The organism is Aeromonas sp. QDB62 (genome assembly GCF_027705695.1).
GTDB lineage: Bacteria > Pseudomonadota > Gammaproteobacteria > Enterobacterales > Aeromonadaceae > Aeromonas > Aeromonas allosaccharophila.
This window is the reverse complement of the sequence record NZ_JAPDCD010000001.1, coordinates 153,716-176,001: the sequence shown is the minus strand read 5'-3', so window position 1 is coordinate 176,001 and position 22,286 is coordinate 153,716. Positions and strand designations below refer to the sequence as shown.

21 protein-coding genes are annotated in these 22,286 nt (G+C 61.2%); 5 read left to right on the top strand and 16 right to left on the bottom strand.

The window, feature by feature from the left end; all coding sequences use genetic code 11:
- Window positions 1–65 precede the first annotated feature (65 nt).
- The 3 genes from OKC27_RS00795 to OKC27_RS00785 form a co-directional block, all read right to left on the bottom strand.
- Window positions 66–1,574, bottom strand: coding sequence for an efflux RND transporter periplasmic adaptor subunit (locus OKC27_RS00795; protein ID WP_270805819.1), 1,509 nt, complete (start codon window positions 1,572–1,574; stop codon window positions 66–68).
- 285 nt (window positions 1,575–1,859) lie between these two features.
- Window positions 1,860–2,363 carry a hypothetical protein gene (locus tag OKC27_RS00790; RefSeq protein WP_270805852.1) on the bottom strand — a complete coding sequence of 168 codons (504 nt, stop codon included), beginning with the start codon at window positions 2,361–2,363 and terminating at the stop codon, window positions 1,860–1,862.
- Between the two features lie 48 nt (window positions 2,364–2,411).
- Entirely contained in the window at window positions 2,412–3,164 is a 753-nt protein-coding gene (locus OKC27_RS00785; protein ID WP_213391646.1) for a substrate-binding periplasmic protein, read from the bottom strand.
- 522 nt (window positions 3,165–3,686) lie between these two features.
- On the opposite strand from OKC27_RS00785, the gene OKC27_RS00780 reads away from it, so the two are divergent.
- The 3 genes from OKC27_RS00780 to OKC27_RS00770 all read left to right on the top strand — a co-directional run bounded on the left by OKC27_RS00780 (window position 3,687) and on the right by OKC27_RS00770 (window position 6,560).
- On the top strand, window positions 3,687–4,874 hold the full coding sequence (locus tag OKC27_RS00780) for an OmpP1/FadL family transporter (RefSeq protein ID WP_182937810.1): 1,188 nt from the start codon (window positions 3,687–3,689) through the stop codon (window positions 4,872–4,874).
- Window positions 4,875–5,022: 148 nt separating this feature from the next.
- Window positions 5,023–5,478, top strand: coding sequence for a hypothetical protein (locus OKC27_RS00775; protein ID WP_111805789.1), 456 nt, complete (start codon window positions 5,023–5,025; stop codon window positions 5,476–5,478).
- Window positions 5,475–6,560 carry an HlyD family secretion protein gene (locus OKC27_RS00770; RefSeq protein WP_042656971.1) on the top strand — a complete coding sequence of 362 codons (1,086 nt, stop codon included), beginning with the start codon at window positions 5,475–5,477 and terminating at the stop codon, window positions 6,558–6,560. The genes OKC27_RS00775 and OKC27_RS00770 overlap by 4 nt, the downstream gene beginning before the upstream one ends.
- 60 nt (window positions 6,561–6,620) lie before the next feature.
- Here the strand turns inward: OKC27_RS00770 and OKC27_RS00765 are convergent, their stop codons facing one another.
- The 10 genes from OKC27_RS00765 to OKC27_RS00720 all read right to left on the bottom strand — a co-directional run bounded on the left by OKC27_RS00765 (window position 6,621) and on the right by OKC27_RS00720 (window position 18,154).
- A complete protein-coding gene (locus tag OKC27_RS00765) occupies window positions 6,621–9,725 on the bottom strand; it encodes an efflux RND transporter permease subunit (protein WP_270805817.1) in 3,105 nt (1,034 codons plus the stop codon).
- 9 nt (window positions 9,726–9,734) lie between these two features.
- Entirely contained in the window at window positions 9,735–10,934 is a 1,200-nt protein-coding gene (locus tag OKC27_RS00760; RefSeq protein WP_111805791.1) for an efflux RND transporter periplasmic adaptor subunit, read from the bottom strand.
- Window positions 10,935–11,138: 204 nt separating this feature from the next.
- Window positions 11,139–11,891 (bottom strand): energy-coupling factor ABC transporter ATP-binding protein, encoded by a 753-nt coding sequence (locus OKC27_RS00755; protein WP_197930772.1) that lies wholly within the window; start codon window positions 11,889–11,891, stop codon window positions 11,139–11,141.
- On the bottom strand, window positions 11,878–12,696 hold the full coding sequence (locus tag OKC27_RS00750; RefSeq protein WP_270805816.1) for an energy-coupling factor ABC transporter ATP-binding protein: 819 nt from the start codon (window positions 12,694–12,696) through the stop codon (window positions 11,878–11,880). Before OKC27_RS00750 ends, OKC27_RS00755 begins: the two co-directional genes overlap by 14 nt.
- A complete protein-coding gene (locus tag OKC27_RS00745; protein ID WP_270805815.1) occupies window positions 12,693–13,394 on the bottom strand; it encodes an energy-coupling factor transporter transmembrane component T in 702 nt (233 codons plus the stop codon). Before OKC27_RS00745 ends, OKC27_RS00750 begins: the two co-directional genes overlap by 4 nt.
- Window positions 13,394–13,972: an ECF transporter S component gene (locus OKC27_RS00740; RefSeq protein ID WP_042018813.1), complete on the bottom strand. Its 579-nt coding sequence runs from the start codon at window positions 13,970–13,972 to the stop codon at window positions 13,394–13,396. The genes OKC27_RS00745 and OKC27_RS00740 overlap by 1 nt, the downstream gene beginning before the upstream one ends.
- Window positions 13,973–13,980: 8 nt before the next feature.
- Window positions 13,981–14,412, bottom strand: coding sequence for a PPC domain-containing DNA-binding protein (locus OKC27_RS00735; protein WP_270805814.1), 432 nt, complete (start codon window positions 14,410–14,412; stop codon window positions 13,981–13,983).
- Window positions 14,413–14,556: 144 nt separating this feature from the next.
- A complete protein-coding gene (xthA, locus tag OKC27_RS00730; RefSeq protein ID WP_182937805.1) occupies window positions 14,557–15,363 on the bottom strand; it encodes an exodeoxyribonuclease III in 807 nt (268 codons plus the stop codon).
- 115 nt (window positions 15,364–15,478) lie between these two features.
- Window positions 15,479–16,441, bottom strand: coding sequence for an ion channel (locus tag OKC27_RS00725; protein ID WP_270805813.1), 963 nt, complete (start codon window positions 16,439–16,441; stop codon window positions 15,479–15,481).
- Between the two features lie 66 nt (window positions 16,442–16,507).
- Window positions 16,508–18,154: a tetratricopeptide repeat-containing response regulator gene (locus OKC27_RS00720; RefSeq protein WP_270805812.1), complete on the bottom strand. Its 1,647-nt coding sequence runs from the start codon at window positions 18,152–18,154 to the stop codon at window positions 16,508–16,510.
- Window positions 18,155–18,450: 296 nt separating this feature from the next.
- Here OKC27_RS00720 and OKC27_RS00715 point away from each other — a divergent pair, with 296 nt between their 5' ends.
- Window positions 18,451–18,876: an Hsp20/alpha crystallin family protein gene (locus OKC27_RS00715; protein ID WP_270805811.1), complete on the top strand. Its 426-nt coding sequence runs from the start codon at window positions 18,451–18,453 to the stop codon at window positions 18,874–18,876.
- Window positions 18,877–18,927: 51 nt separating this feature from the next.
- Here the strand turns inward: OKC27_RS00715 and OKC27_RS00710 are convergent, their stop codons facing one another.
- Window positions 18,928–19,986 carry an FAD:protein FMN transferase gene (locus OKC27_RS00710; RefSeq protein ID WP_270805810.1) on the bottom strand — a complete coding sequence of 353 codons (1,059 nt, stop codon included), beginning with the start codon at window positions 19,984–19,986 and terminating at the stop codon, window positions 18,928–18,930.
- Window positions 19,987–20,323: 337 nt separating this feature from the next.
- On the opposite strand from OKC27_RS00710, the gene azu reads away from it, so the two are divergent.
- Window positions 20,324–20,764 carry an azurin gene (azu, locus tag OKC27_RS00705; RefSeq protein ID WP_042656977.1) on the top strand — a complete coding sequence of 147 codons (441 nt, stop codon included), beginning with the start codon at window positions 20,324–20,326 and terminating at the stop codon, window positions 20,762–20,764.
- 115 nt (window positions 20,765–20,879) lie between these two features.
- Here the strand turns inward: azu and OKC27_RS00700 are convergent, their stop codons facing one another.
- Window positions 20,880–21,437 carry a HutD family protein gene (locus tag OKC27_RS00700; protein ID WP_075114407.1) on the bottom strand — a complete coding sequence of 186 codons (558 nt, stop codon included), beginning with the start codon at window positions 21,435–21,437 and terminating at the stop codon, window positions 20,880–20,882.
- 85 nt (window positions 21,438–21,522) lie between these two features.
- Window positions 21,523–22,182 carry a YceH family protein gene (locus tag OKC27_RS00695; protein ID WP_042057879.1) on the bottom strand — a complete coding sequence of 220 codons (660 nt, stop codon included), beginning with the start codon at window positions 22,180–22,182 and terminating at the stop codon, window positions 21,523–21,525.
- Window positions 22,183–22,286: the final 104 nt, after the last annotated feature.

The following is a 22,286-nucleotide window of genomic DNA, read 5'->3' as shown; positions in this document are numbered from 1 at the left end:
TCCCTCTTGGCGTGGCGTGAACGGCAGGACATGGTTGCTAGTAAAACGGTAAGAGCTCGACGGGATCATGACTTGGCTCCCATATCGTGCTGGCTATGGTCCATCCCTTCCATCTCATCCGTTGCAGGCTTGGCGTCGCCGTTAGTATCGGGTGCCTTCTCCTGATGGATGGTGGTGATGCGGTACTCATCCCCCTCCTGCATCACTTGCAGGTGCAGGGTCTGCCCCTCGGCCAGCTTGCTGATGTCCACACCGTCGGCGACGGTGAACTCCATCTCCATGGCGGGCCACTGCCACTCGGGGATGGGCTGGTGGGAGACCATCAGAGTGCGGTTGGCCAGATCGATGCTTTCAACCTCGCCCTGAGTCCACACCTGGGCGGGGTGCACCGCCGTCATGCGCTGGAAGTCCGAAGTGATGGCCGATTCGGAATCGAGCAGGAACTGGGCCGAGCTGACGATGCTGTCCCCCGCTTCAACCCCCTCCTGGATGGCGACCTTGTCGCCAAACTGGGGACCGAGTGTGACGGCCACCGACTTGAAGTTGCCATCCCCCAGCGCCAGTACCAGCCGATCCTGACTGCCGGTGCGGATCACCGCTTCGCTCGGTACCACCAGCCGGGGCTCACCCTTGCCGGTGCGAATGCTCACCTTGGCAAACATATTGGGTTTCAAAAACTCGTCCGGATTGTCAAAGCGCAGCCGCACCTTGAGGGTGCGAGTGGCGGCATCCAGGGTTGGGTAGAGGTAATCCACCTTACCTTGCCAGCTGCGGCCGGGGGCGTAGTCGAGGGTCATGGTGACCGGATCGCCCACTTTGAGCTGGGCGGCCTGACGCTCGAACACCTCGGCGCTGACCCACACCTGCTGCAGGGCGCTGATGTTAAAGAGGGCCGCTGCGGGCTCCACATACTGCCCTTCACGCACCTTGAGCTTGGAGGCATAGCCGCTGCTGGGGGCATAGATGCCAATGGTTTCGCGCACCTGACGGCTGCGTTTGAGGGCCGCAATCTGATCTGCCGGTACCTGCAGGGACTTGAGCTTGCCCTCGGCGGCGCGCAGCAGCAGCGGGTTAGCCGTGTTGAGGGCGAGCAGATACTCGTGCTGGGCGTTGACCAGATCCGGGGCGTAGATCTCGTAGAGCAGGGCGTCTTTAGTCACCTGCTGCCCCTCGCTCTTGATGGCGAGGGTGCGGATCCAGCCTGCCATGCGGGCGTTGATCGCCTCCAGCCGGTCCTCGTCATAGCCGACGTAGCCGACTGTCTCGATCTGCTGGTGGATGGGGAGCTTCTCCACCTTGGCGAGCCGCACCCCCAGGTTCTGCTGGATCTCGGGGCTGATGGTGACGGTGCCCGGCGAGCCGTTTTTTTGCTCCTCATAGACGGGGATAAAGTCCATCCCCATGTTGTCCTTGGCGGGGCCGTCGCGCTTGTCGCGGGGATCCATGGGGTTGACCCAGTAAAGGGGCGTCTTCTCTTTGGCGCTGGTGCTATCGGTGCTCTGTTTGGCGGCCCAGTAGCCGCCACCGGCGCCAAGGGCGAGCAACAGGGCCGACATCAGGACGGTCTTGTTCATGAGTGGCCTCCGGCGCGGATCTGCATCCAGAAAGTGCAGGAGGATAAGGCGCCCGCAAAGGCGGAAAAGTTGGTTGGTGACATGATACGTCTTCTCTTGTGCAGGCCGCCGGACGGGTGATGCGCAAGGCATTACCCAAGGGGCTGGCGGCAAACGGGGCGTTGCTGACGAGTCAGCAGACGCACGGCTCCCTGCTGCTGGCGGGGCCAGTGTTCACAGGGTCAAGCAAGGCGTGCAGACACGGGCAAGGTCAACCTTGCCGCAGGCACGCAGTAGAAGATCGTTCTAGTGACGCAGCACCGACAGCATCAGGTGTCGGCGCGGCCAGGAGGGAGGGTGAGTACCGCGGGATCGCAAGAAGGGGTCGCGTAGCCAGTTGTCCAGCCCGCTGCTCGCCGCTCCAGGGGGCAGCAGCAACAGCGGCAAGATAAAGAGGGAGATCAGCATGCCAAACAGCGGCAGGGCGCTGGCTGCGCCAGAGACGCCGGTCTGCATTTGACAGTCACCGTTCATGGTCGCGTCATCTCCCATCCCCTGATGGCAGGAGAGGGACACGGTAGGGGATTGGTGATCCATGACCGTCATCGGCTCACCCATCTCACTACCACCCATCACCATGCTGTGGGGCTGGGAGGCCATTTGTCGGGGCGAGGTGTCGAGCGCTGGTTGCGCCCCGTGCCAGCTGATGCAGAGGGTCAGATTGCAGACGAGCAGCAGTGCCAGCAATAGCCGGGCCAGAGCAACTGAGGGCAATCTTGCAGCAAGCTGGGTGAGTGACAATCCGGGCATCCTTCGGGGGCGAGTTGCCAAACTCTAAACCTTGCTCACAGGAGAAGGTCAAGGCTTCTGCTGGCGCTGCTGCTGCAGGTAGAGGTCACTGTATTTTTCCAGCAACTGGTCTATCCACTGGCTCATGCCCGGCGCCTGCAGCATGGGTTCCAGTTGCTCCAGGGTGCCAAGATGGGGGGATCGGAGCGAGACGGAAATATAGAGCTCGCCCCGCTGCAGTGGCCACAACAGATCCGCCAGCCCGCTATCCGGGTAATTTTCTCTCAGAAACAATCGGCCGGAAGAGCGGCCATACGGCACGAAGTCCACCCTGTCATTGGCCAGCAGGCCAAATACCTGTTTGAGGGAGTTGACCCTGTGGATGCGGGTATGGTCTTGCAAAAAACCATCCAGCTCGCTGCCGAGGCTGACCCCTATCATCATGGCGCCCCGCAATCCGGTCAGATCCTCCCGTTGTTGCAGCAAGCGGTTGCTGGGCTGGCGCACAAACACCGCCATGTCGTTGATCGCCATCGGGGTCTGGGTAAAACGGGAGTAGCGCGATCTCTCCTCGTTGCGCAGGGCACAGATGTTGATGTCCACCTCGCCCGCTGCCACCTTTTGCTGACAGCGAGCCCATGGCCCCACATAGGAGAGATCGACCTTGAGGCCGAGCCGTTGATAGAGAGTGCTCACCACCTCGGCACAGACGCCCACAATCTTGCCGTCCGCGTGCCAGTTCCACGGAGGATAGTCATGGTGGCCGCAGGCCGTCAGGGTCGAGCTTGCCAGGGTGGCAGAGAGCCACCATTCGATCAGCATGAAATCACTCCCGGATGATGTCCTCTGATTCTAGATGAGGATGGAGGTGCCATTTTGCGCTGCATCCCGCAAACGGGAAAACCGGGAAGGGAAAAACAGGCTGTCGAAGAGACGGTTACACTCGCCGCTCAGGGTGAGCCTTATCCGCCATTCCCTGCGGGCAGAAGAGGGGCCCGGACCTGCTCTGTGTAACAGGGCTGGGGTGTTGAGGCTAAACAGTTAAGTAATACTTAACTATTGCGTATGCCCAACCCTAATGAAGCTTGCCGCTCATCCCGTTAGGATGCGCGCCAGTCAGTCGCCACTATTGAGTGATGGTGCGTTTCCCGCGTCCGGATGCCGGTTGCAACAGGGAAGCGGGCCTCACAACATGCTTGCCAGCCCCCTCAATAGCGTGACGCCACGAACGTGCAATATAAAGCCGTTGGCTTCCCGGATGCTGATTGCCAGACACAGAAATGTCATTTGTTGAGATGCACACCCTCTCGGGTGCCCCCTTGTTCACTATTCAGGAGTATCGAAATGCAGCAACGACTGCTGTCGCTGATGCTTGCCGCTTTGCTGAGCCCTTCAGCAATGGCTGGCGGCCTTGCCCTCTACGAAACCAGCACTGCCAACAGTGCGCTGGCCAACGCAGGGGCAGCCGCCCGTGCCCAGGGGGCAGAGACCATCGCCAGCAACCCGGCCGGTATGACCAAGCTGGAAGGTACCCAGCTGCAGGTCAATGGCGGTGTGGTATACGGCGATCTCGAGCTGGATCTGGACAATGGCGGCAACAACGGCGGCAATGCGTTGCAGACAGCGCCGCTCGGCAGCGTCTATCTGACCCATGCCATCAATGACCAGTGGGTCGCCGGTTTCGGCATGTTTGGCAGCCATGGTCTGGGTATCGATTATGGTGATGGCTGGAAGGGCAGCGGCTATGTACAAGCCGCCAAGCTGACCGGCATCGCCTTTGCCCCTAGCCTGGCCTACCGCATCGACGCCAACTGGTCGGTGGGTGCCAGCCTGATCGCCATGCACGGCAGTCTGGATACCTCGCTGGATATGACGGCAAATCATTTCGCGGGTCGTGAGTTCTCGGATAGCGATTGGGCCTATGGCGGCTCCTTCGGGGTGCTCTACGAGCTGGATCAACACTCCCGTATCGGCCTGAGCTACTTCTCCGAGCTGAAGTGGAAGCTGGAAGATCAGCTGTTTACCCAGGTCAATCTTGCCGGTCTGGGCGTCGATATGATGATCCCGCAGACCGTTACCCTGAGTGGTTATCACCAGCTCAACGACCAGTGGGCCTTGCTGGCCAGCGCCAACTGGCAGCAGTGGTCCCGCTTTGGTGACATTGACGTGAATTCTGTGCCATATAGCACCACCGTTGATATGCACTACAAGGACACCTGGCACCTCAGCCTGGGTACCCAGTTCGACGTTACCCCCGCTCTGCGTCTGAGCAGTGGCATCGCTTATGACAGCAGCGCCGTGGACGATGCCCACCGTACCGTCAACTTGCCGATGGGTGAGGGATGGCGTTGGGGTCTGGGTGCCAGCTACCAGCTGAGCCCGGCCACCAAGCTGGAAGCCAGCTATACCCTGGCCTGGTTGGGGGATATGTCGGTTCATCACGATGGCGGGCTTATTCGCCCGGAAATCTCCGGCACCTACAACAACAGCTATCTCAACTTCTTCAATATCGGTGTGCAGCACCAGTTCTGAGGCGTGAGTCAAGCAAGCCCCCACAGGTTGGGGGCTTCTCCATCCTGCCCGTAGCCGGTCTGGTCATTGCCAACCGGCGCGGGGCATGAGCCGGGTGACCCTCGAGGGACACCCGTTTGATCACCCGTTACACGAGGAGCAACAGCGAATGTCATCACAACCTGCCTCTGCGTTAGCACGGTGGCTTTGGCGCCTGGCGTTTATTCTGGTCACGGCCGCTCTGGTTATCTTCTTCTCGAAAGGGGCCAGCATCTATCCGGTTGATGCGGCTCAGTTCAGTCATCCCCTGCCAGCCATCATGGTACTGCTCGATTCCGAGATCTTTATGGGGGTGATCACCGTCATTACCCTCTATGTCGTGCTCTATCTGATCCATCTGTTGTGGCAACTGCACGAGATCGCCGTGCATCGTGCCAAATTGTCCGAGTCGGTACATATCACCCTGGTGTTCGCCCTCTCCCTGTGTGGGCTGTTTATCGACAAGACCTGGTGGGTGCTGGCCATCATCATCGCCTTTGCCCGCTGGGATGTGCTGGCCGAGCGGATGAGCCAGATCATCGGCCATGGGATTCGTCGTGGTCGTCATCAAGGGGAGCCATCGTGAAAGAGATCCTGCTGCCTTATATCCTGATCGTCTGGTTGCTGGTCAAGCTGAAGGTGCTGCCCTGGAACCTCAAGACCGGTTTCTGGAGCACCGCGATCGGGGCCTTGTTGGCCCTCGGATTGCTGACCACCTCCCGCCATCTGGCGCCGGTGGACTTCACCGATTCGGCCACGGTCAAGGCGCCTCATGCGGTGCTGGGCCCCTTGCTGGGCACCAACCAGTTCCACCAGATCGACGAGATCCATGTCGTCCACAACCAGCAGGTGAAGAAGGGGCAGCCCATCTACACCCTCGCCAACTGGGAGAGCGATGGCAAGGCACAAGCTCTGAGTCACCAGATCGACGCCCAGCAGGCCCAGATCAGCGCCGAGCTGAGCCAGCAGCGCGCCATTTTGTCGCGGCTGACCCTCAATCGCAAAGAGCTGGCGCGGTTGACCCAGCTGGGTAGTTTCTCCAGCATCCAGAGCCGCGATCAGTTGCAGGCCCAGATCGATGGTGATCTGGCGCAACAGAGTGCCAGCGAGGCCAAGGTGAAGATGATCGAGGCCCAGGTGCAGAATCTGGGGAGCGAGCTGGCGTTACAGCAACGGCGGAACGAAGAGAAGGTGATCCGTGCCCCGTTCGACGGTCAGGTGTCGGTGGTCAATCTGGCCAACGGCTCGCGCACCGGCAACATGCACCTCTACGATACCTCGCGCAAGTTTCTGGAGTTTCGCATTCCGGATCAGAGCTACCGCGCCATTGAACCGGGCCAGTTTGCCGAGTTCTATGTGGATGCCTATCCGGGGCGGGTATTCCGGGCTCGGGTTCACTCGGTGCGTACCGGCACGGGTGAGGCCCAGCTGAACGCGATGCAGGGTGATCAGCATGTGCGCCAGCATGTGGGCAACAACATGTCCAGCCATGGCCGTACCGTGGTGCTAGACATGCTGGAGCCGGAAGGGGTCGTGCTGCCCATCGGGGCGACCGGTTCGGCCTGGATCTCGGCACACAAACCCCATCCGCTGCTCGGCTTTATCGACATCATCGGTGCTGCCACTGTGCGTCTCAAGGCGATGAAGGCCTATCTGTTTGCCATGTAACGCACGGACATAAAAAAGCCCCGCCATGAGGGAGGGGCTTGGTGAGCGAGACCGAAGTGGTCAGGCCTGTTTCTCCGAGCGGCGCATGATGAGCCGGAAGAAGAGCGGGATAAAGAAGATGGCGATAAAGGTGGCCGCCAGCATGCCGCCGATCACCGGCCAGCCGAGGGCGTGACGGCTTGCCGCACCGGCACCGCTGGAGGTGACCAGCGGCACACAGCCGAGGATGAAGGCGAGCGAGGTCATCACGATGGGGCGGAAACGCAGGCGCGCCGCCTCCAGTGCCGACTCGATGAGGCTCATCCCCTCTTCGTGTTTCATCACCGCGAACTCCACGATCAGGATGGCGTTCTTGGCGGCAAGGCCGACCAGCGTCACCAGCCCGATCTGGAAGTAGACGTTGTTGGTCAGGCCCACCAGCCAGGTGGCCAGCAGGGCGCCGAACAGGGCGAACGGCACGGCGGTGATCACCGCAAACGGCAGGGTCCAGCGTTCATACTGGGCGGCCAAAATGAGGAAGATCATCACGATACCGAAGCCGAACGCGGTGCCTGCGCTGCCTGCGGCCGCTTTCTCCTGATAGGCGGAACCGGTCCACTCCAGCTTGGCATCGTTGCCCAGCGTATCGTTGGCGACCGCTTCCAGCGCAGCGATGGCCTGACCCGAGCTGTAGCCGGGGGCGGGCTGGGCCATGATCTTGGCAGCCTGGAAGATGTTGAAGCGCTCCACCAGTTCGGGGCCGGTGGCGTCACGCACCGTCACCAGACTGCTGAGCGGGATCATCTCTCCCTTGTCGGAGCGGACATAGACATTGCGGATGTCGCTCTTCTTGGCGCGGTAGTCTGCCTCGGACTGCAACTGCACCCGGTAGGTACGGCCGAACTGGTTGAAGTCGTTGACATAGACCTGACCGAAGGTGGCCTGCATGGTGTCAAACACCGCATTGATCGGCAGCCCCAGCGCCTTGGCCTTTTCGCGATCAAGGTCCAGATAGACCTGTGGCACGTTGGCACGGTAGGTGGAGGTGACGCTGGCAAACTCCGGGCGCTCCTTGGCGGCGGCGAGGAAACGCTCCACTTCGCCAGAAAACGCCTGGGCGTTGCCGGTGCCACGATTTTGCAGATAGGCCTCGAGGCCGCCGGTGGTGGACATCCCCTGAATGGGGGGCGGGTTGAAGGAGGCGACAAAGCCATCCGCCAGTCCCATCAGGCTCATCCCCTGGAAGGTCTTGGCCAGCGAGAAGGAGTCTTGCCCGGCCCCCTGGCGCTCGCTCCAGTCTGTCAGGGTAATAAAACTGAGACCGCTGTTACTGATGACGGCGTTGGAGAGAATGTCAAAGCCCGAGAAGGTGATGACATCCTTCACATGGGGGTTGGCCATGGCAATCTGGTCAAACTTGTCAGCCACTTCCTGGGTGCGGCTCATGGCGGCGGCATCCGGCAGCATGACGGCGGAGATGAGGTAGCCCTGATCTTCGTTCGGTACCAGCTCGCCCGGCACTTTCAGGAACAGACCGTAGATGGAGAGCAGCAGCACGGCGATGATGGCAAAGGCCACACCCACCCGGCGGTTGAGGAAGGCCACACCGCGCACATAACGGTTGGTCAGCTTGTCAAAACTGCTGTTGAACCAGACGAAGAAACGGGCCGGTTTGTGGTGCCCTTCTTTCAGCAGCAAGGCACACAGGGCAGGGGAGAGGGTCAGCGCCACCAGACCGGAGATGGCGACCGAGACCGCGACCGTGATGGCGAACTGCTTGTACATCACCCCCGTCATGCCGCCCATAAAGGCGACCGGCAGGAACACGGCGCAGAGCACCAGTACGATGGCGACCACCGGACCGGAGACCTCCTGCATGGCGAGGATGGCGGCCTCTTTGGGCGAGCACTTCTTCTCGCTCATGATCCGCTCGACGTTTTCCAGCACCACGATGGCGTCATCCACCACGATACCGATGGCGAGCACCATGCCGAACAGGGTCAGCAGGTTGATGGAGAAACCGAGCACCAGCATGCCGGCGAAGGTACCGATCAGCGATACCGGTACCGCGATACAGGGGATCAGGGTGGCACGGAAGTTCTGCAGGAACAGGTAGACCACCACGAACACCAGCACGATCGCCTCGAACAGGGTGTGGACCACCTCTTCGATGGAGATCTTCACGAACTCGGTGGTGTCATAGGGGATCTGGTATTCGATATCCTGCGGGAAGCGCTCCTTGAGGCGCTCCATGGTGGCATGCACCGCATCGGCGACCGCCACGGCGTTGGCGCCCGGTTGCAGATAGGTCGCGATACCGATGGCCGGTTTGCCGTTGGCGCGGGCGACCAGATCATAATCCTTGCCGCCCAACTCGACCCTGGCGACATCGCGCACCCGGATCTTGGAGCCATCGGGCATGGAGCGGACGATGATGTCCTGGAACTCCTTCACATCCTCAAGGCGCCCCTTGGTCTGTACCGTGTAGGTGAAGTCGATAGGGGTCGTGGTGGGTTGGGCGCCGATCTTGCCTGCCGCAAACTGGGTGTTCTGCTCGCGAATGGCGCCGATCACATCGCTCGGGGTGAGTTCGAGCTGGGCCAGCCGATCCGGCCGCAACCAGATGCGCATCGCATAGTCGGTACCGCCAAACAGGGTGGTATCACCGATGCCGGGAATCCGCTTGAGCTCGTCGATGATGTTGAGCAGGGCGTAGTTCGACAGATAGGTAGTATCAAACGAACCGTTCGGCGATTGCAGGGTCACCACCTGCAGGATGGCGGTCGATTTCTTCTTGACCGTGACCCCCTGCTTCTTGACCTCTTCCGGCAGCTGGGCCATGGCGGCCGACACCCGGTTGTTGACGTTGATGGTGGCCTGATCCGGATCGGTGCCGATCTCGAAGTAGACGTTGAGGTTCATCTGGCCATTGGAGGCCGACCCCGATTGCATGTAGATCATCCGCTCGACGCCGTTGATCTGCTGCTCCAGCGGCGCCGCCACGGTCTGGGAGATCACCTCCGGGGTGGCACCCGGATAAAACGCCGTGACCGACACCACCGGCGGGGTGATCTGGGGATACTGCTCGATGGGGAGCGAACGCATCGCCGCCAACCCGCTTAGCACGATAATGATCGAAATCACGCTGGCGAAGATGGGGCGTTCTATGAAGAACTTGGAAAACATACGGGCTCCTTACTTGGCCGCAGACTGGCTGACCACCTTGGTGGTGATGGCCTTCATCTCATCGGCCGAGACCGGTTTGACCACCGCGCCGGGGCGAGCTTTCATCAGGCCTTCGACAATGTAACGGTCACCGGCATTGAGGCCACTGTCGATCAGCACACCATCGGTGACCACAGGTCCCAGCTTGACCGGACGCGGGATCACCTTGTTGTCGGCATCCACCACCATCACCATGCGGTCGGCCTGAGACTGGACGATGGCGCGCGGCGGCACCACGATGGCGTTTTTGCGCAGGCCCAGATCGATGGTCATGCGGACAAACTGACCGGGCAGCAGCACGCCGTCCTTGTTGTCGAAGATGGCGCGGGCACGGATGGTACCGGTCTGCGGATCGACCCGGTTGTCGGAGAAGTTGAGCTTACCCGCTTCCGGATAGACGGAGCCATCGGCGAGGCGAATATGGGTGCGCCAGGTGGTGGCGTCCTTGGCTTCAATGATCCCTTTCTTTACCGAGTTCTCGAAATTGAGGCGATCCTGCTCCGAGTAGGAGAAGTTGACGTAGAGGGGATCAAATTGGGTGATGGTGGTGAGCAGACCATTTTCGCCGCTGGTGGAGATAAGACTACCCTCGGATTGGGAGCTCTTGCTCGCCATGCCGTTGATGGGCGCGGTCACCCGGGTGTAGCTGAGGTTGAGCTCCGCCTCTTTTACCATGGCCTGAGCCGCCTGATGGCTGGCGATGGCGGCTTCGTAGTTGGCGATGGTGTTGTCATAGTCTTGGCGGCTCACCACCTGACGTTTGAACAGGGGAATGATGCGATCCCGATCGGCACGGGCCTTGTTCAGACGCGCCTGCTCCTGAGCCAAGGTCCCCTTGGCCTGTTCCAGCGCCACCTTGTAGGGTTCGGGATCAATTAGAAACAGCTCCTGACCGGCGGTGACCGGCTGGCCTTCCACATAGGTGCGCTTGAGCAGGATGCCATTGACCCGGGAGCGCACATCGATCTCGCGAAAACCGGCGGTCTCGCCCACCATCTCGGTGGTCAATGGTACATCGGTCGGGGTGGCTTCGGCGACCACCACGGGGACGGCGGGCATGGTCTGGGCCGTCTGGGTCGTCTCGCCACCGCAGGCGGTCAATCCGCCAATCAGCGCCAGGGTCAGCAAGCTACGTTTGTAAATCTCTTTTCCGGCAAGGGGCACCTTCATCATCACACTCCTGTTCAATCGATCCCGGTTGCTGCGTTCAGCAAAACACTCCATACACATCATTAACTTCATGATTAAAAAAACAACTTTTTTATGAGAGGAATGAGAGATGATAGGTCTGTAATCTGAACCCAGCCTTCTCAAGGTGGCAATCAAGGTTGCCGATTGACGAAAAAAGCCTGACTTTTTCCGATGTAGCGAGGTTCAGCGGGGATGTTCGGCTCGGGCGAGGGTGGCCAACAACAGGGCACTGCTCTTCTCGTCTTGGTGATAGCCATTGAGAGCAGAGAGTCGTTCGGCTGCGGGGCCGTGGGCCACCAGACGCCCGGCTTTGAGCTCGATCAGGGTGGTGAAGTTACGCCTGACAAATTCGGCGTCGTGACTGATGGCCACTATGGTGGTGCCCTTCGCCCGTTCGCTGGCAAGCCAGCGTTCCAGAATGGCCAGCCAATGGGGATCGAAATCCCGGCTCGGCTCATCGAGCAGCAGCAATTCGGGCTGCATGGCATGAAGGCAGGCCACCGCCACCATCCGTCGCTGACCGGCATCGAGATCCAGCGGGTGGGATGCTGCCCACGCGGTCAGCTCGCACTGCGCCAGTGCCGCCGCCACCCGTTCCCGGATCTCTTCCCCCGGCTGTTTTTGCAGGCGCAGGCCAAAGGCGATTTCATCGTCGACCCGGCTGTGAAACAGCTGGCGCTCCGACTCCTGAAACAGAAAACCGATCTGACTGGCGCGCGCCAGTGCCCGCTGCTCGCAGAGATCCTGTTGTTGCCAGCTCACCGTGCCGGAGGTGGGGGCCAGCAGGCCCGCCGCCAGTCGCAGCAGGGTCGACTTGCCTGCGCCGTTATCCCCGACGATGGCTACCTGTTCCCCGCTGGCAATCTGCAATGTGATGTCGTGCAGGCAGGGATTGTCCGGCGCCCACGAAAAACAAAGGCGGTCAAAGTTCAGCATAAAACTCCCGCAAAATGGCCAAAGGGTAGGGATGATGGTGCGGGTCGCGCGCCTGCAACGCCTCGCGCAGGGAGTCCGGCAGGATCACCCGCCCGGGCAGATGGGGCAGCACCTCGCCGAGCTCGCCGCGGGCCAGCTGGCGGCCATGGTCGAGCAGTACGAACTGCTCGCAATAGTGAGCGGCCGGAAAGAGCCGCTGCTCCAGCAAGATGACGCTGCAGCCGCTCAGCCCGCTGTAGCGGCGGATCTGGCGCAGCAGGGTGTGGCTCGCCTCCGGGGTCAGGCGGCTGAAGGCCTGATCCAGGATCAACAGTTTGGGCTGCATCGCCAGTGCACAGGCCAGCACCACCCGTTGGGCCTGCCCTCCCGACAGGGAGAGCGGATGTTGCGTCGCCAATTCCTCGCAGTGACAGCACGCCATGGCATCAGCCACCCGCCGACTGATCTCGGCTACCGGCAGCGCCAGATTGGCGGGGCCGAAGGCCACCTCATCGACCACCGAAAAGCAGCAGCCGGAAAATTGCAGATAAGGGGATTGCTGCACCCATTGGCGTTGGACGGCCTGTTCATTGAGCTGCCCCCCGTCGTGGGCAGTACCGAGGATGATACCTGTCCCGGCCAGGGTATCGAGGTGCAGCTGTGACCAGCCTCCCGCCAGCAGTTGAGCCAGCAGGGATTTTCCCGCCCCGTTGCCGCCGAGGATGGTGAGCCACTCGCCAGCACCCAATTCAATGTCGAGGGGTCCCAGCTGGAAGTGGTCAGGATGGGCCGCATCGCCGATGGTTAATCCACGGAGCGAGATCATGGCCACCCCCTCCAGACAATCTCCAGCAGCACCAGTGCCAGCAACAGATAGCGCAGCAGCGGCTCATGGCGCCGCTGCGGGATCTCGACCACGCGGGTGCGGGTCGGCTGGCTGCGAAAACCGCGCAGATCCAGCGCCATGCTGCGGGTCGCCAGCTCGCTCAACGCCTGCCCGACCAGCGGCGAGAGCAGCGGAATGGTAGCGCGCAGCCGGGCCAACGGATGGCCATCAAAGGGGACGCCACGGGCCAGCTGGGCCTCCTTTATCGCCCGCAGCTGGTGGCCAAGTTGCTCCTTGAGCAGCAGCGGGCCACAGCAGAGGTAGGAGAGGGCGATGGGCAGCCGGCTGGCAAACAGCGCATGGACAAAACGCTCGGTCGAGACCGCCCACAGCCAGAGCTGGGCGCTGGCGAGACAGGCGAGCAGGCGACACCAGAGGGGCAGAATGGGGAAGGTTTCGCTGACAGGCGCCTCTGGCATGCCGAGCAGGATCCGCAACCAGGGGCCGTGAACCAGATAGAGGCCCAATCCCAGCGGCAGCATCACCGCCAGCACTAGTTTGACCCGGGAGCGGGCTCCCGGTAGCACCATTAACGCGAGCAGCGGCAGCAGGCTCCAGCCCCAGAGCCAGGGGGGCGGCAGCACGCTGGCCGTGACCGAAAACCACAGCCAGAGTGTGAGGGAGGTAAACGGGTGCATCAGCGCACGGCGGCCATCTGCGGGAAGTGGCGCAGGGTGCGCTGTGGCAGGCGGCGTACCAGCCCCCAAGCGATCAGCACGGTCAGCAGCTTGTCCAGCAGGTTGGTGCCGAGCACGGTGACGGCGACCGACTCCTGCAGATCGCTGCCCATGGCGTGCAGGTAGGCAACCATAAAGTCAGCACCGCTGCCGGTGGCGCCACCAAACAGGTAGGAGCGGATGGGAATGGCCACCAGGGTGAGCGCCAGGGTGATCACCACGCTGCTCACCACCACCTTGGGCAGATTGTTGAACCAGCCCGCGCGCGCCATCAGACCGGCACTGAGGCCAATCATCATGGCGACCGGGGCAAATGCTGCGGCGATGGGGCCGGTGAGCAGTCCCCACAGCAGGTTAGTGAGCAGACCGGTGGCGACTGCCATCCAGGGGCCCGCCAGAATGGCGCAGAGCACAGTCCCGATGGAGTCGAGGAAGATAGGCAGCTTGAGCATGGAGACCGCCTGTCCCGCCACCATGTTGATGGCGATGCAGATGACCATAAAGGCCAGGTTGTAGCTGGAGAGTTTACTGACGGACATAGTGATCCTCACAAGGTTCTGGGGGTAATGAGCAGCTCTTCATAGCCGGAGTGGGGGCAGGGGGCTCGGGTGAAACGGTACGCCTCCAGCTCGCCAATCACAAGTTCGAGGGTGGTGCGGACCCGGCAACCGGGCAGCACATGGCCACCTCGCATCAATCCCTGCTCGTCAGAGAGGGAGAGGTGCAGGTGTTCGCACTCCGGGTCCAGGGTGCCGCCGAGGGCGATCACCTCGAAGGCCCCCTCCAGCAGGGTGCCATCGGGCCGGGCGGCATAGCGCAGATGGGCGTGGGTCAGACTGCCGACCGCCCCGGCGATCCAGGCAGCCTGCAGGCCGTGTTGGGCCATGTGCGTGCGCAATCCGGCGATCAGGTCCTCCCCCGGCAACAGGCGCAGGGCCAGAAAACGGGCGGGGGAGAGGGGAAGGTGAGGGGTAGTCACGTCAGGCACTCCTTGCTGCAAAAAGAAGGTGCCCTGAGGCACCTTGTCTGGATAGGCTGTTTACGCCCTTTTATCGCAAGCAACCGCGAGCCGCTTCACAGATTGGTGAACGCGCCGCTGCTTAGCGGTTAACCGTGCATCGCATCAGGCGAAGCAGGCCCAGATGGGGGCGTGGTCGGAGGGTTTCTCGATGCCGCGCAGCTCATAGTCGATGCCGGTCTCGGTCACGCTGTCCTTGAGGGCGTCGGAGGCCATGATGAGGTCGATGCGCAGGCCGCGGTTCTCGTCAAAGCCTCTGGAGCGGTAGTCAAACCAGGAGAAGCGCTCGCACTCGGTGGGATTGGCGGCGCGGAAGGTGTCGGTGAGGCCGAACCCTTTCAGCCGTTCCATCCATTCGCGCTCGATGGGCAGGAAGGAGCACTTGCCATCCCGCAGCCAGCGCTTGCGGTTTGCCTCGCCGATGCCGATGTCGAGATCGGTGGGGGAGATATTCATATCCCCGATCAGCACCAGCTGGTCGTCCGGGGTGTGGTTGGTCTCGAGATAGTGCTGCAGATCCTCGTAGAACTTCTGCTTGGCCGGGAACTTGGTCTCGTGATCCTGACTTTCACCCTGCGGGAAGTAGCCGTTCATTACCTTGATGAGGGAGCCGTCTTCGCGCTCGAAGGTGGCCATGATCATCCGGCGCTGAGCCTCTTCATCGTCGGTGGGGAAGCCTTTCTCCACCTTGATCGGCTTCTGCTTGCTCATGATGGCGACCCCGTAGTGGGCCTTCTGGCCGTGAAACTCCACGTGATAGCCCATGGCCTCCACATCGGCCAGCGGGAAGGCTTCATCGTGCACCTTGATCTCCTGCAGGCCGATCACATCGGGCTGGTGTTTGTCGATGATGGCTTGCAGTTGGTGCAAACGGGCGCGCAGGCCGTTGATATTGAAAGAGATGATCTTCATGTCCGGGATGCTCATGTCATTTTTATAAGTCGCTATTGGACTAGGAATCGGCGGTGGATGCAAGTTCGGGGCGCGGGCCTGTGCCAGTGGTCGGCCCGCTTGGCAGGGAGAGACGTCAGCGGGTCATCTTTTTGACAAAGACCACCACAAACAGCGCCAGTGTGAAGCTGCCGGTAAAGGCCTCGAAGGCGGCGAAGAGCCTTGATAGGCCGACCGGGGTAAAGTCGCCATAGCCCAGGGTGGTGAAGGTGACCACGCTGTAGTAGAGACATTCGAGCAGGAAGATGGCGTTCTGCTCGAAGGGGGCATCCGGTCGGTAGATAAGGTGGGTGCCCGAGAAGTTGAGGCCGCAGAAGAAGTAGAAAATGCTGCAGATGAAGATGAGCAGCAACGAGAAGAGCACCACCCGCATCGGGGCCTCGCCATAGCCGCAGAACAGATCGACCACCCAGGAGGTGAAGCGCTGGCTCGACCAGAGCGGCAGTTGCAGCCGGCGCATGGTGAGCTCCTGCTGGATATAGTTGCCGGACATGGTGAAGATCCCCTGCGCCTCGGAGGCTTTGCGCAGATCCCGGTAGGTCTCTTCCGCCTCCTTGAACCAGATGCGTGCCTGTTTGGGATCCCGTTCGCGCCGCCCCTTGCGATCCTGCATCACCCGTTTGCCGGTCTGCATGTTGTCGAGCCGGGTGTTGTGCCAGCGGATGCCGAGCAGGTTGACGTCATCGAGGGTGGCGCACTGGAGGTTGGCATCACTGAGATCGGCCTTCATCAGGCTGCCGCCCTTCATGCGCAGGCCGTAGAGGTGGCCACCGCGCAGGTTGGCGCGATAGAGGTTGCACTGCTCCAGCAAAAATCCCTGATCGGACTCCTTGTTGACCAGATTGAGGCCAGCCAGATTGGCCCGTGACAACTGCAGGCCGTGGCAGAGACCGCCAGCGCGAACGTACTGCTCGAGCGCCTCGGCGGTGTGGGCTTCCTGATGGGGTCTGTGGGGATCATGCCAGTGGCAGAGCTCGTGCTCGCCAGCCTCTTCACTGCAGTGGCGGCCATCGGCCACCAGATAACGACACATCGCCATCTTCGTTTCCCTCGCATTGCCGGACTGGTTTCAGCATAGGCGGGGAAAAGGGGGCGTGGCGGCGTCTTAGCTGAACTGGTTGAACTCCTGACGTAACTTGCGAAAACGCTCCTGTTGGGCCGGGTTGAGGGGAATGCCGTCGAGCACGTCCAGGGTGTCTTTGCACTCGGCGCCAAATTCCGGGCTCTTGCGGTTTTTCTGCATCAGTTGCAGCAGCACCTGGATCTTGTTGAGGGCCGCACCGGTATTGGCGGGGGCGCGGCGCAGGGCTTCGCGAAAATGGCCGAGGGCCTGCTCCAGCTCGCCGCTCTGATAGGCCTTGATCCCCAAATCGTTGAGCTGCTGGTAGCGCTGACGCCGCTCCAGCACCGTCTTGTCATCCCGGGTTGCCTGAATGCAGGTGGTGAGCAGCCGGTCTTCGTCTTCCGCCAGCAGCCCCTGCAGGCTCTCGGCATATTCGAACTCGCCGAGTTGGTAGAGGGCGAGGATGGTCTCGCCGAGCAGGGCGGGGGGCATGGTGGCCGGTTCATCGAGCCAGTTCTGGTTGGCGCGATAGAGCATCTTCTTACCTTTGAGCAGCTCCCCCAGCGCAATTTGCACCCGGGCCTGACAGATTTGCTCGAACACCGGGTAGTTGAACTCCGACATCATCAACGAATCGCGGATGCGCGACAGGGCCGAATTGACCTGCTTTTGCAGGTTGGCGATGTGGTAGCTGTCGTTGCTGTTGAGGGCGTAGAGGGTCAGGGTCTGGATATAGGCCCCCAGATAGTGGGGGGTGCGATGGATCGAGTTGCGCGACAGATCGATGAGGGCAAGCAGCACATCCTTGGCCTGGGCGTAGTCGTGGCGCTGCAGGCACACCTCCGCCAGTCGGCGGGAGAGTTGCACCGACTGGGGGGAGATACCCACCGCCCGTCTGAGCTCCTGCTGCGCCTGCTCGTCATGGCCGAGGGCCAGCAGGGACTCTGCCAGCCAGAGGTGGGCCTCCACCATCAGCGGGGTATTCTTGAGGGTCGCCTGCAGATGGCTGACTGCCTCCTCGTGGAGCCCGAGGGTGTTGCACGCCTTGCCCAGCGTCAGGCGGGCCCAGCTGTTTTCTTGCCCGGCCAGCAGTTGGCGCATCAGGGCACGCGCCTCTTGTGCCTGACCCAGCTTGAGGTGGGTATCGGCCTGCAGGCAGCGGCAGTAGTTGGCAAAACGGGGCACCGCATCGGCCCGCTCGGCGCAGGCGGTAATGAGGGCCGCCAGATTGTCATCGGCCAGCGCACTAAAGACACTGGCCAGGGCGTTGCGCCGGGCGAGGGCGCGTTTGAGGCGAAACGAGAACTGCTCCTGGGAGAAGGGCTTCATCAGGTATTCGTCGGGTTCGGCTTCCAGCGCGCTCAGCACCATGGCGCGGGAGCTGTCGCCACTCACCATGATCACCACGCTCTGGGGCGGGATCAGATCTTTGTCGCGCAGGCTTTCGAGCAGCTGGCGACCGTTTTCGCCGACCCCCAGATCGTAATCGATGAGATAAATGTCGAAACTGCCCTTCTGGCAGCGGCGCCGCGCATCCTCGGCGGTATTGGAGTAGGTGATGTTGCTGATCCCCAGATTGATCAGCATCGCCTTCATCATCACCTGAAACGAGCGCTGCTCATTGACCATCAGAATGCGTTGGGGCTTGGCTGGGCTCTTTTTTTCTGGCTCTTGTTCAGGTGTCTGCATCTGTCTGGGTCGAGGCGCTGCGGGCTGATGAGGGAAAGTGTGCCACCAAAGCGCGTGAAGTGGCAATCAATGTGCTTTTGTCGCCTCGCTTTCTGTTCACGGGTCACGTTTTTTCCGGATTTATCGGGGCCATGTGGTTGATCCATATCAAATAAAGTTCAGATGGGGTGGAAGCCTGCGGCGCGCTTTTTAGACTGATAGAGGGGGCCGGAGAGACGCTCCGGTCAGCTGTAGACCCTATCAGGCAGGCATCAGGGCCAGCATCTGTCCATGGAACAATCAGGGAGGGAGCAAAAATGAGTCTGTTACCGAGCCGTACCAGTCTGTTCGATGACCTGTTTCGCGATATGGCGTCCGGCTTCTATATTCGTCCCCTGCACGGGGATCCGCTACCGAGCCAGATCAGGCTGGATTTGAAAGAGAGTGATGACAACTATCTGTTGCAGGCCGAGCTGCCGGGCGTCGCCAAGGAGGATATTCATGTGGATATCCATGGCAAGCAGGTGACCCTGAAGGCGGAGATCCGCCAGTTTGACTGCGAGAACAAGGATGAGCGAACCCTGCGCAGTGAACGCTACTTCGGCAGTGTCTCGCGCACCCTGGAGCTGCCGGTCGAGGTGGCGCTGGACAAGGTCAGCGCCAGGTTCGAGAACGGCATCCTCACCTTGCAACTGCCCAAGCAGGTGGAAACCCCGGCACCTCATCGGGTGACCATCGAATAACCCGTTATCAATGACCCCTAATGATAAGGCCCCGTTCTCGGGGCCTTATGTTCAGGAGTGTTTTTCTGCCCGCTTCTCTGCTAGATAGGGGGCAAATTGCGGCGTGTACTCGGCCTTGAATCCCTGTTCGGTTTTGACGATGAGATAGACCGCCAGCTGGTGCTGTCTGGCAAATTCCATCGCCTGTTCGGGGCCCATCACCATCAGGGCGGTATCGAGGGCATCGGCCTCCAGCGCGGTCGGGGTGATCACGCTGGCGGAGACCAGCTTGTGAGTGACCGGCTGACCGGTGGCGGGGTCGATGATATGGGAGTAACGCTGGCCATCCAGCTCGTAGTAGTTGCGATAGCTGCCTGCGGTGCTGAGCGCCATGCCGTTGGGGATGACGATATCGGAAAACGCCCCCGGCTGATCGGAGGGTTCGACGATGGCCACTCTCCACGGCGATCCCTTGCTGTTGTTGCCCTTGCTGCGCACCGCGCCGGCTACTTCGATCAGGTAGTTGTGTACCCCCTTGCCCTCGAGCAGGGCGGCAATCTCGTCGGAGGCTGCCCCTTCGCCGAGGGTGGAGAGGTCGAGATAGAGATCCGGGATCGTTTTTTCGAGCAGGAAGTGATCCCCCTGCGGGGTCAGGAGCAGCTTGTCGATGCCCACCTTTTGGCGGGCGGCGGCGATAGCTGCCTCATCGGGTCGCTTGACCGGCCGTTTGTCGGGGCCAAAGCCCCACAGATTGACCAGAGGCCCCACGGTCACATCCAGCTTGCCGTCGGTCAGCCGACCGGCATCAAGGCCCTGCTGGACGATGATGGCCATGGCGGGCGGGATGGCAAACGGGGTGTTGGCGGGCCCCTGATTGAAACGGGAGATGAGCGAGCCCGGATCGTAGGTAGAGATCTCCTTGTTCATCCGAGCCAGCAAGCTTTCTACGTCGCTTTTGAGGGCGGACTCCCCACCGGGGTAGCTATCGCTCAGGGTCACCACATAGTAGGTGCCCATGGTCTTGCCCTGAATGCGGGTCTGGGCAGGCGGGGTGGGCTGGCAGCCGGCCAGCGCCAGCAGCAGGGTCAGCAGCAGGCCGCGCAGGGCCGCCACGGGGGTTATCGCAATCATCCGGCGCTCTCATCTGGAGAAGGTTCATATCGGGGCGCTAGCTTAGCCAAGGGGCGCCCGCCGGGCGAGCCCTGATAGGGGCAATCGGAAGGAAAAAGGCAGAAAAAAATTAAACAGTTTTGAACCTGTGGCTGGAGCGGGTCGTATCGTCCATCCGTGAGGGGATATCTTGGCGAGTGCAGCACCATCTGGTGACCTGGCCCGCAGCTTTGGCCAAAAGCCATAGCCGATTGAAGACAATTGAGTAAAATGAAGGTTGATTTAGACGGCATCTTTGCGAAGCGTTAACCGCATCCGCCAAGTCGTTGTCATCAATTGCCAATCAAAGGAGAAGATGATGAAAAAGGCGATTACCCTGCTGTTGCTGAGTACCCTGGCTGCCCCCGTGCTGGCGGATGAGTGTGCACTGGTCATCGAAGGCAATGATGCCATGCAGTACAACCTCAAAGAGATGAGCGTACCGGCCACCTGCAAAGAGGTGACGGTCACCCTGAACCACACCGGCAAGCTGCCTGCTACCGCCATGGGCCACAACTGGGTGCTGGCCAGCACCGCCGACTATCAGACCGTGGCGACTGCCGGGATGAGCGCCGGGGCCGAGAATGACTACCTGCCCAAGGATGATCCCCGTGTACTGGCTCACACCAAGCTGATCGGCGGCGGCGAGAGCAGCAGCGTCACCTTCAAGACCGACGGGTTGGCGGGCAAGGATCTCACCTTCTTCTGCTCCTTCCCCGGCCACTTCGCCATGATGAAGGGCGCCTTCAAGGTCAACTAAGGCGATAACCGGCATCGAGCCGGTTGCCTCAATAGCAAAAGCCGGGATTACCCGGCTTTTTCATCTCTGCTGCTTGTGTGTGGCATGGCATGGCTGCACACCGCCGACTTTCGCGCTATTTGGCCTGCAGGGTAAAGAAGGCGATGGCGGTCTTCTTCTGGCATTCGAAGTGAATGCTCTCTTCCCCGGTCACCACCAGCGTCTCGTTGATGGCCACCTCTTTGCCCTGCACGGTCAGCTGGCCGCTCAGCAGGTGGCAGAGGTAGGTCTTCTCTGGCTCGAGAGTAAGGGTCAGCGGGAAGGGGAGGTTCAGTACCCGCACGTTGGCGCTGATGCGATCCGGATGGTAGATAAGCCCCAGATCGGTTACCTCTTTTTTCAGCAGCTCGCAGTGGGTCTCCTCATCGCCGCTAAAGTGCGCCGCCTCGAAGGTGGCGTAGGGGTGGCCGTTGAGCACAAAGCCAGCCCCGCTCACCGGCAGCAAAATACGCTGATAGCCGGGAAAGGGGGAGAAGGGACCCGCGCTCTTGATGGGGGCCGAGCTTAGCCGGTAGTCAAAGTCGAGTTTGGCAAGGCTCGTCCCTTTGGGGGAGATGAGGATCTGGCTGGTGGTGCCCTGCTGGTTTTTCCAGGGCATCTTCTGGTGGTCAGACTCTTTAATCAGGGTGATCACGGGCACTTCCTCACGATGAAAAAACGCAGGGAGCCGGGGACATCAGCCCCGGCTCCCTGATAGAGATTGGCGATGGTAAAGGCGATCAGCCCTGACCATCCAGCGCCGCCAGCCGAGCTTCCATGGCGGCGAGACGGCTCTTGAGTTCGCTCACCTCCTGCTCCAGTTCGCTCAGGCGATCGGCGGCAGGAGAGGCGTAGGCTGCTGCCGGAGCGGCATCCATCATCGCCTGAATATCCACTTCGCCGCTGAACAGATGGGCGTAGCGGGATTCGCGCTTGCCCGGCTCGCGCGGCAGCTTGACCACGTAGGGGCCACGTTCGATAAGGGCGCCGAGCACCGCATCCACTTCGGTGACATCATCGAAGCTGCAGAGGCGGTTGGTGCGCGAGCGCAGCTCCCCCGGGGTTTGCGGGCCGCGCAGCAGCAGCTCGCAGACGATGCCGAGCTCCTGGGCACTGAATTTCAGCTCGCCAAATTCGGTGTTGCAGAATCTGTGTTGGTAGCGGGGCACCCGGGCGTTGAAACCGGCGGTGTTGACCACCAGCCGCTTGCGGATCAGCTCGTCCACCACGGCGCGGATATCGAGCTCGGAGAGCTCCAGCACCGGCTCGCGGTTGCTCTTCTGGTTGCAGGCGTTGACCAGCGCATTAAGGGAGAGGGGATATTGATCCGGGGTGCAGATCTCTTTTTCAATCAGACAGCCGATGACGCGGGCCTCCAGCGGGCCAAGTACTAACTCCATTTCCTACTCCCTTCCGAATCGAAACATCAAGAGCCCCTATCTTAGTCATGGCCCGCGCCGCGTCTAGCGTTGCGCGCCATTTTTGCGAGGTCATCAGGGGGTTG

What these genes read in the sequence shown, in the direction of transcription:
- OKC27_RS00785 (WP_213391646.1), bottom strand. Translation starts at nt 3,164, where the DNA reads ATGCTGATCGAATGGTGGCTCTCTGCCACCCTGGCAAGCTCGACCCTG.
- OKC27_RS00695 (WP_042057879.1), bottom strand. Translation starts at nt 22,182, where the DNA reads ATGGAGTTAGTACTTGGCCCGCTGGAGGCCCGCGTCATCGGCTGTCTG.
- OKC27_RS00740 (WP_042018813.1), bottom strand. Translation starts at nt 13,972, where the DNA reads ATGTCCGTCAGTAAACTCTCCAGCTACAACCTGGCCTTTATGGTCATC.
- OKC27_RS00710 (WP_270805810.1), bottom strand. Translation starts at nt 19,986, where the DNA reads ATGATTGCGATAACCCCCGTGGCGGCCCTGCGCGGCCTGCTGCTGACC.
- azu (WP_042656977.1), top strand. Translation starts at nt 20,324, where the DNA reads ATGAAAAAGGCGATTACCCTGCTGTTGCTGAGTACCCTGGCTGCCCCC.
- OKC27_RS00725 (WP_270805813.1), bottom strand. Translation starts at nt 16,441, where the DNA reads ATGGCGATGTGTCGTTATCTGGTGGCCGATGGCCGCCACTGCAGTGAA.
- OKC27_RS00775 (WP_111805789.1), top strand. Translation starts at nt 5,023, where the DNA reads ATGTCATCACAACCTGCCTCTGCGTTAGCACGGTGGCTTTGGCGCCTG.
- OKC27_RS00760 (WP_111805791.1), bottom strand. Translation starts at nt 10,934, where the DNA reads ATGAAGGTGCCCCTTGCCGGAAAAGAGATTTACAAACGTAGCTTGCTG.
- OKC27_RS00715 (WP_270805811.1), top strand. Translation starts at nt 18,451, where the DNA reads ATGAGTCTGTTACCGAGCCGTACCAGTCTGTTCGATGACCTGTTTCGC.
- xthA (WP_182937805.1), bottom strand. Translation starts at nt 15,363, where the DNA reads ATGAAGATCATCTCTTTCAATATCAACGGCCTGCGCGCCCGTTTGCAC.
- OKC27_RS00745 (WP_270805815.1), bottom strand. Translation starts at nt 13,394, where the DNA reads ATGCACCCGTTTACCTCCCTCACACTCTGGCTGTGGTTTTCGGTCACG.
- OKC27_RS00765 (WP_270805817.1), bottom strand. Translation starts at nt 9,725, where the DNA reads ATGTTTTCCAAGTTCTTCATAGAACGCCCCATCTTCGCCAGCGTGATT.
- OKC27_RS00780 (WP_182937810.1), top strand. Translation starts at nt 3,687, where the DNA reads ATGCAGCAACGACTGCTGTCGCTGATGCTTGCCGCTTTGCTGAGCCCT.
- OKC27_RS00795 (WP_270805819.1), bottom strand. Translation starts at nt 1,574, where the DNA reads ATGAACAAGACCGTCCTGATGTCGGCCCTGTTGCTCGCCCTTGGCGCC.
- OKC27_RS00790 (WP_270805852.1), bottom strand. Translation starts at nt 2,363, where the DNA reads ATGCCCGGATTGTCACTCACCCAGCTTGCTGCAAGATTGCCCTCAGTT.
- OKC27_RS00750 (WP_270805816.1), bottom strand. Translation starts at nt 12,696, where the DNA reads ATGATCTCGCTCCGTGGATTAACCATCGGCGATGCGGCCCATCCTGAC.
- OKC27_RS00720 (WP_270805812.1), bottom strand. Translation starts at nt 18,154, where the DNA reads ATGCAGACACCTGAACAAGAGCCAGAAAAAAAGAGCCCAGCCAAGCCC.
- OKC27_RS00755 (WP_197930772.1), bottom strand. Translation starts at nt 11,891, where the DNA reads ATGCTGAACTTTGACCGCCTTTGTTTTTCGTGGGCGCCGGACAATCCC.